Raw genomic sequence first — 6191 nt, 5'->3', positions numbered from 1 at the left:
GACCACGCCACGGTCCATCGCTGAGCGATCAAGATATTGCCGGTGCTGGCAACCGTATTTCGTCGGCGCAAGCGCCCGGTGGGCAGTAGCTGGAGAATGGACGAGACCTATATCAAGGTGGCAGGCCAATGGAAGTACCTGTACCGCGCCGTTGATCGCGAAGGCGACACAGTTCACTGCCAGGCGGGATCTGGCTGCAGCACGGAGCTTTCTGGAGAGGGCCATCAACCTGCATGATGTGCCAGAGAAGATCACCATCGACAAGAGCGGCGCGAACACGGCCGCCATAGAAAGCGTCAAGGCCGACGCCTGCGTCGACATCCTGATGCGCCAGAACAAATACCTCAACAACGTTGTCGAGCAGGACCACCGGGCCATCAAACGAATCACCCGACCCATGCTGGGGTTCAACTCGTTTTGGAGTGCCCGAATCATCATTGCGGGTATTGAGACCATGCACATGATTCGCAAGGGGCAGCTGGACTGTCCCGCTGGATCAACCCTGTCTGCAGCTGATCAGTTTTACAGTCTGGCAGTTTGATCGCCAGGCCAACGATGCAACTCTTTTCGGCCTTGCTCCGCTATTGCGACACAACCATATTTTCAGCCTGATGCTTCGCTCGCCTAAAATGCGGGCCTTAGATCGTTACGCTACCTGTTCGGCTCCTGCTCTTGGCCCTGACACACCGAGGCAACCCGTTCGACGCTCGCTCTCCAATTCGCCAACTGAGGATCATCTCAATGTCACTTTCCAACACAACCCTCGCCGCGATTCAAAAACTCGGTGCCGCCGCCTTCAACGCCGATGAACGACTCAAAAAAGAGGTCAAGATCTATGCGGAACGCGTGAATGCTGCGGTTATGGGAAACCCGTACAACCTGGGAAATGACACCCTGATTAGCAACTGGAAAGTTGTTGCTCGCCTGTCGCAAACACTAGCGAGCCTTGAAGAGGAACTCCAAAAGGTGTTCCAAGTCGCCTCAGAATTGAGCGAGGACGACCAGGCCAGCGTGCACGATATACCTGCGCTGCCTGCACCATCACGTTCTAAGGGAAAGGCCAAGAAAGTTGCTGTAGCGGCTTCAAAGCAGAAGACCACCGGGCAGAAAAAGGCATCGAAGCCTGTGGCCTCAAAACTGTTTGCGCCAAAGGGAACCACTAAAAAGGCCGTGACCAGCCAGGCTGATTTGGCCCCTACCGATGTGATGGCGAAACCCAAGATGAAGGCAGCGGAACCCAAGGGCAAAGTAAGCAAAGTCAAACGCGCTGTGGCATCCGGGAAAGCGCCGGTACTTAGTGCCAACCCTGCCAAGTTGCTTGCATACTTCGAACGCACCCTGAACTCGAATGAGTTTTCTGCGGTGAGCCAAAAAGCTGCGGCTCAAGAGACGGGTATCCCCATGGGTTCCATGAGTGCGGCCATCAAGAAGTTGGTTGAGACCGGGCGCATTACGGCAGCGGCTGATGGTGGCCTGAAGCTGGCAATTTCTCTGTCCCCCCTGAATGGTTGAAAAGGCGCAGATCCATCCGGATCAATGCCTTTGATGGGCTGTCAAATGAACACCTGATGCAAGCTTGTCGTCTCGTCATGGATGACTTTCATTGCCTGGAAACCTACGCTGAGTTTCGCTCTTGAAAAGCAGCAATCGAATGTCAGCCATGGACCAGCATCTTTGGCGTGGGGCGCCGGCATCTGATTGCGTATTACTGTGCTGCTTTTCTCTTTGCTATTACGGCATTGATGGCCAATGGGCCGCAGGCACGGAGCAGATGACACACTGCGTACGCCTGTTGCCGCGATAGACACTTTCTCAAATCGACACTGTAGCGATGAAAAACTTGATCAACCTTGAGCCCAAGCGCGTGGATTTTGTTGTCTATCCGGGCTTCAAGGCGCTGGAGGCCATCGGCACCATGAGTGTCTTTGAGTACGCCAACCTCCACCTCGCCCAGCAGGGTCGGCCGCAGGGCTATCAATTGAACATTGTTTCCGTGACAGCGGGCCCGGTGCCATCTGATACCCAAATGGTGCTAGAGGCGTCCGGGGCTGTCAGTGTGGACGATCTGCCGCATACAGCCATCATCATCGGTGCGCGCCAGATCGAGCAAGCGCTTGAGGCCAACCCCGCGATCATGGCCTGGGCTGCGGCCGTGGCACCGCGTATTGATCGCCTGGTTGCGCTCTGTTCGGGTAGCTTCTTTCTGGCTGCTGCGGGGCTGCTTGACGGTCTGCCGGCCACCACCCATTGGAGTGTGGCCGCGCTGCTGCGCGAGAAATTCCCGGCGGTTCAGGTTCAGGCTGATGCGATCTATCTGCGCTCGGGGCGGCTGTGGACTTCGGCCGGCGTCACTGCCGGCATCGACCTCGCGTTGGCCTTGGTGGAAGAAGACTACGGCCGCGGCCTCGCGCTGCAGGTGGCCCGAGATCTGGTTGTCTACCTGAAGCGTCCGGGCGGTCAGTCGCAGTTCAGCGTCCACCTGACGAGCCAGAACACCAGCCACCCGGGCATTCGAGAGATTCAGGACTGGGTGTTGTCCAACCTCTCGCAACCGCTAGACATCTCGATGTTGGCGGCGAGGGCGGCGATGAGTGAACGGAACTTTCGTCGCGTGTTTGTGCGCGAGGTCGGCACCAGCCCGCTCCAGTTCATTGAAGCCGCCCGTCTGGAGGCGGGCCGTCGCTTGCTCGAAGAGGGTGATTTGCCGCTGAAGTCTGTTGCGGGACGGATTGGCTTCGCCTCGGAACAGTCCTTGCGCAAGCTGTTCTTGAAGCACCTGGGTGTGGCGCCCCAGGCGTATCGCGAGCGTTTCGGTGGTGCACCGCAGGGCCGCAAGGCATGACGCCTTGCGGCTACAAGCAAGTCGATGCCACCTTCACCCGCCAGCGCGGTGCAGGGGAAGCAGGCGATGTCGCCGATCGTCGGATGACTGAGCTCCAGAAATTCGCGGCCGGCAAGATGATCGGTTGCGCGCCCCAGCGGTGCGATGACCTCGGTTTTGGTGGATGTGGCCGTGACGACAGCGTCCCGTGCGTGTCAAATGGCCGGGCGAGACCCAGCGTCAGTGGGGCCGCACCATCACATGGATGCCGAGGTGCAGGCGCGCATGGACGGCATCTTCGAGGCACTGGGTTTGTGAGGTAAATCGGGCGTGGTTCAAACATGGCTAACACTTTGATCATGATTTCGGAGTCACCGCCCTGTGGATTCAGTCTACGACGGTGTTACCCGAAATAGACGTGTTATGAACCACGCCGACGGCACCCCGCATCCGTTTGAATTGTTTGGCGAAAACTGGCGTGAGTGGGGCAGTGATTACACGCCGGAACCAGTGGCCGAGGACCGTTGCGTTGTTACACCGGCCCCACGGAAATAGTCTGGTCGGCTCAGGTTGCCGGGTTCGGCCTGTCAGGCCAGCGCTGACGCCGGCCCGAAGAACTCGTAAGAAGTTTGCGCTTCTGGCACGCCCACTTCGCGCAGCGACGATTTAACGGCTTTCATGAAAGGCACGGGACCAAGAAAATACGCGTCCACATCACGCGTTTCAGGGAGCCACTGGGCCAGATGATTCGGTCCGATCAGGCCGACCGCATGCGGTTCTACATCGCCCTCGCGCGACTCGGCATAGCAATAATAATGACGCAAATTGTCATGGCGCTCAGCCAGCTGGTCGACCATGCGACGAAAGGCGTGCACGCCGCCGTGGCGCGCCGCATGGATGAAATACACGTCGCGTCCGGTTTTCAGCGCGCTGGTTAGCATCGGCAATGTCGGCGTGATGCCGACGCCGCCGCTGATCAGCACCACCGGCTTGTCGCCCTCGGCCAGCGTGAACGCACCCGATGGCGGGAACAGATCGACCGCATCGCCGACATTGACACGGTCATGCAGGAAGTTGGACACCAGCCCCATTGGCTCGCGCTTGACGCTGATCTGGTAGCTGACGCCGTTGCGCTCAGCCGACAGCGAATACTGGCGCTGCATCTCGACGCCGTCGACGGTCACGCGGATGCCGATCCACTGGCCCGGCTCGAAGGCCAGCACAGGCTTGCCGTCTTGCGGCGTCATCTGGAACGACACGATTTCGTCCGACTCCACGGTTTTGTGCGATACGACGAACTTGCGTGCGCCTTCCCAGCCGCCCGGCGCGGCTTTTTTCTCTTGGTAGATGTCGCCTTCGGCACCCATCAGGATGTCGGCCAGCTGGCCGTAGGCTGCGGCCCAGGCATCAATGACGGCGTCGGTGGCGACTTCAGTGCCGAGCACTTCGCGGATCGCTTTCAGCAGGCTGGCGCCGACCATAGGGTAATGGCTGGGCAGGATCTGCAGCGCGACGTGCTTGTTCACGATGGTGTTGACCAGCGGGCCCAACTGTTCAAGGCGCTCGATGTTCCTGGCATACATCAGGATGCCGTTGGCCAGCGCGCGCTGCTGTTCGCCGTTGTGCTGGTGGGCCTGGTTGAACAGCGGCAGCACCTCGGGAAAGTCCTTGAACAGCTGGAGGTAAAAGTGGCGCGTCAGCGCTTCGCCGCCTTGTTCCAGGATAGGGACGGTTGCGGCGATGATGGAACGGTGTTCTTGGGAAAGCATAGTGGTTAGCGCTGAATTTAAGATGTATTAATAATACATCTTAAATTCAGAGGCTGCCATACCCCCACCAAAATCAGGTGTAATTCAAGAGTGGGCAACACCTAACTTGGCTTCTGGCTGGAACGCGCTACGCGGCTTGCCCAAGCCTGTTGAACAAGCGCAAAGGAAAAGGGGGCTAAGTTTGAATTAATGCAGCAACACCCGCATCTATGCCGAGAGTGGTGTCAATGCCATAGCTGAGCGGATCTCAAAAACAATAGCTGCTCACGTCAATTGGTGACTGAGCGAGACGGCGATTCAGACTTGCTGCCACCGTGCCCCATACCTCTCAATTGGGCTGGTGGCTGCTGGGATTTGGCGATGGGGTTGAGGTGATTGATTCCGGTGGTGCACCGCAGGGCCGCAAGGCATGACACCTTGCGGCCGCAAGCCGCTCAGTTTGGCTGGGCAATACCAGGCATTGTGATGAAGCCAGGCAGGCGCTTCATGCGCTCGATCCAGGCCAGCACATTCTTGTAACCCGACAAGTCGATGCCACCTTCACCCGCCAAGGCGGTGTAGGGGAAGCAGGCGATGTCGCCGATCGTCGGATGACCGAGTTCCAGGAATTCGCGGCCGGCAAGATGATCGTCCATGATCTTGAAGACGCGGTGTGCACCGGCTTGCAGCTTTTCCAGGTCCATCGGGTAGTTGAGTACCTTGACCAAGCGCGCAGCAGCCGCATTCATGACCTCGCCGCCGCCGGTGGACAGCCATTGCTGGATTTGGCCCATGGCAGTTGCGTCGTCGGGGTACCACTGCTTGGTTTTGTCGTACTTCTTGGCCAGATAGACCATGATGGCCTGGGCATCACGCAAGCGCAGCTCGCCGTCTTCAAATATCGGGATTTCGCCGAAGGGATTGAGTGCCGTGTACTTGGGCGTCTTGTGTTCCTTGTTCACAAAGTCCACAGGAATGGTCTCGTACTGTTGCCCGAGGATGTTGAGCAGCAGCCGAATTTTGTAGCAGCTACCAGAAATGTCGGTGTCGTAAAGTTTGATCATGAAAATCTCTTTAAGGAGTGGGTTGAGGGAAAAGGGTTGTAGCGACTTTCACAGGTCAACGGGGGCTAATGCCCTCGCATGATGTGCCAGGTGATCGCCAATGAAGGTGGCGATGAAGTAGTAACCATGGTCATAGCCCGCGTGCCGGCGCAGCGTGAGCGACTGGCCCACTGATGCACTGGCCGCTTCAAACAAATGGGGGTGCAATTGTTCGGCGAGGAATTTATCGGCCAGACCCTGGTCAATCAGGATGCCGCCAGGGTAGGGTGCACTGGGCAGGCCTGTCATCAATGCCGTGGCATCGTGTGAGGCCCAGCCGGACTCATCGGCACCGAGGTAGCCGCTAAATGCTTTTTGACCCCACGGGCATTGCGTGGGCGCGCAGATCGGCGCAAAGGCTGAGAGCGACTTGAACAGGCCCGGATGCCGCAGCGCCAGCGTGAGCGCGCCATGGCCGCCCATCGAGTGGCCAAAGATGCCGATACGTTCGGCATCCAGCGGCAAGCTGTTTGTGAGCAGCGGCAGCAATTCCTTTGTGAGGTAGCTCTCCATGCGGTA

At 58.4% G+C, this 6191-nt stretch carries 6 protein-coding genes and 1 pseudogene; 4 read left to right on the top strand and 3 right to left on the bottom strand.

Translation table 11 applies throughout. The features are described from left to right. From B3F77_RS15105 to B3F77_RS15090, 4 genes and pseudogenes are all read left to right on the top strand, one after another. Positions 1 to 541: pseudogene (locus B3F77_RS15105) on the top strand (IS6 family transposase); the annotation flags it as partial. Between the two features lie 200 nt (positions 542 to 741). Continuing rightward, the gene (locus B3F77_RS15100) at positions 742 to 1512 is read left to right on the top strand and encodes a hypothetical protein (RefSeq protein WP_293605744.1); all 771 of its coding nucleotides are present in this window, start codon (positions 742 to 744) and stop codon (positions 1510 to 1512) included. A gap of 319 nt (positions 1513 to 1831) precedes the next feature. Further along, positions 1832 to 2842, top strand: a complete 1011-nt coding sequence (locus tag B3F77_RS15095) for a GlxA family transcriptional regulator (RefSeq protein ID WP_293605743.1) — start codon at positions 1832 to 1834, stop codon at positions 2840 to 2842. Positions 2843 to 2986: 144 nt separating this feature from the next. After that, positions 2987 to 3139, top strand: coding sequence for a hypothetical protein (locus B3F77_RS15090; RefSeq protein ID WP_293605742.1), 153 nt, complete (start codon positions 2987 to 2989; stop codon positions 3137 to 3139). Between the two features lie 269 nt (positions 3140 to 3408). Here B3F77_RS15090 and hmpA read toward each other — a convergent pair whose 3' ends face one another. The 3 genes from hmpA to B3F77_RS15075 form a co-directional block, all read right to left on the bottom strand. After that, positions 3409 to 4590 (bottom strand): NO-inducible flavohemoprotein, encoded by a 1182-nt coding sequence (gene hmpA, locus B3F77_RS15085; RefSeq protein ID WP_293605741.1) that lies wholly within the window; start codon positions 4588 to 4590, stop codon positions 3409 to 3411. Positions 4591 to 5024: 434 nt separating this feature from the next. After that, positions 5025 to 5633, bottom strand: a complete 609-nt coding sequence (locus B3F77_RS15080; protein ID WP_293605740.1) for a glutathione S-transferase family protein — start codon at positions 5631 to 5633, stop codon at positions 5025 to 5027. Positions 5634 to 5681: 48 nt separating this feature from the next. Then, on the bottom strand, positions 5682 to 6191 hold a 510-nt coding region (locus tag B3F77_RS15075), incomplete at its 5' end, for an alpha/beta hydrolase-fold protein (RefSeq protein ID WP_293605739.1).

It is taken from the genome of Polaromonas sp. UBA4122 (genome assembly GCA_002381615.1).
GTDB lineage: Bacteria > Pseudomonadota > Gammaproteobacteria > Burkholderiales > Burkholderiaceae_C > Polaromonas.
This window is presented reverse-complemented; position numbering and strand designations above follow the sequence as displayed.

Excerpts from the sequence above, each read along its gene's own strand:
- hmpA (WP_293605741.1), bottom strand. The coding sequence starts at position 4,590 with ATGCTTTCCCAAGAACACCGTTCCATCATCGCCGCAACCGTCCCTATC.
- B3F77_RS15095 (WP_293605743.1), top strand. The coding sequence starts at position 1,832 with ATGAAAAACTTGATCAACCTTGAGCCCAAGCGCGTGGATTTTGTTGTC.
- B3F77_RS15080 (WP_293605740.1), bottom strand. The coding sequence starts at position 5,633 with ATGATCAAACTTTACGACACCGACATTTCTGGTAGCTGCTACAAAATT.
- B3F77_RS15100 (WP_293605744.1), top strand. The coding sequence starts at position 742 with ATGTCACTTTCCAACACAACCCTCGCCGCGATTCAAAAACTCGGTGCC.
- B3F77_RS15090 (WP_293605742.1), top strand. The coding sequence starts at position 2,987 with ATGACCTCGGTTTTGGTGGATGTGGCCGTGACGACAGCGTCCCGTGCG.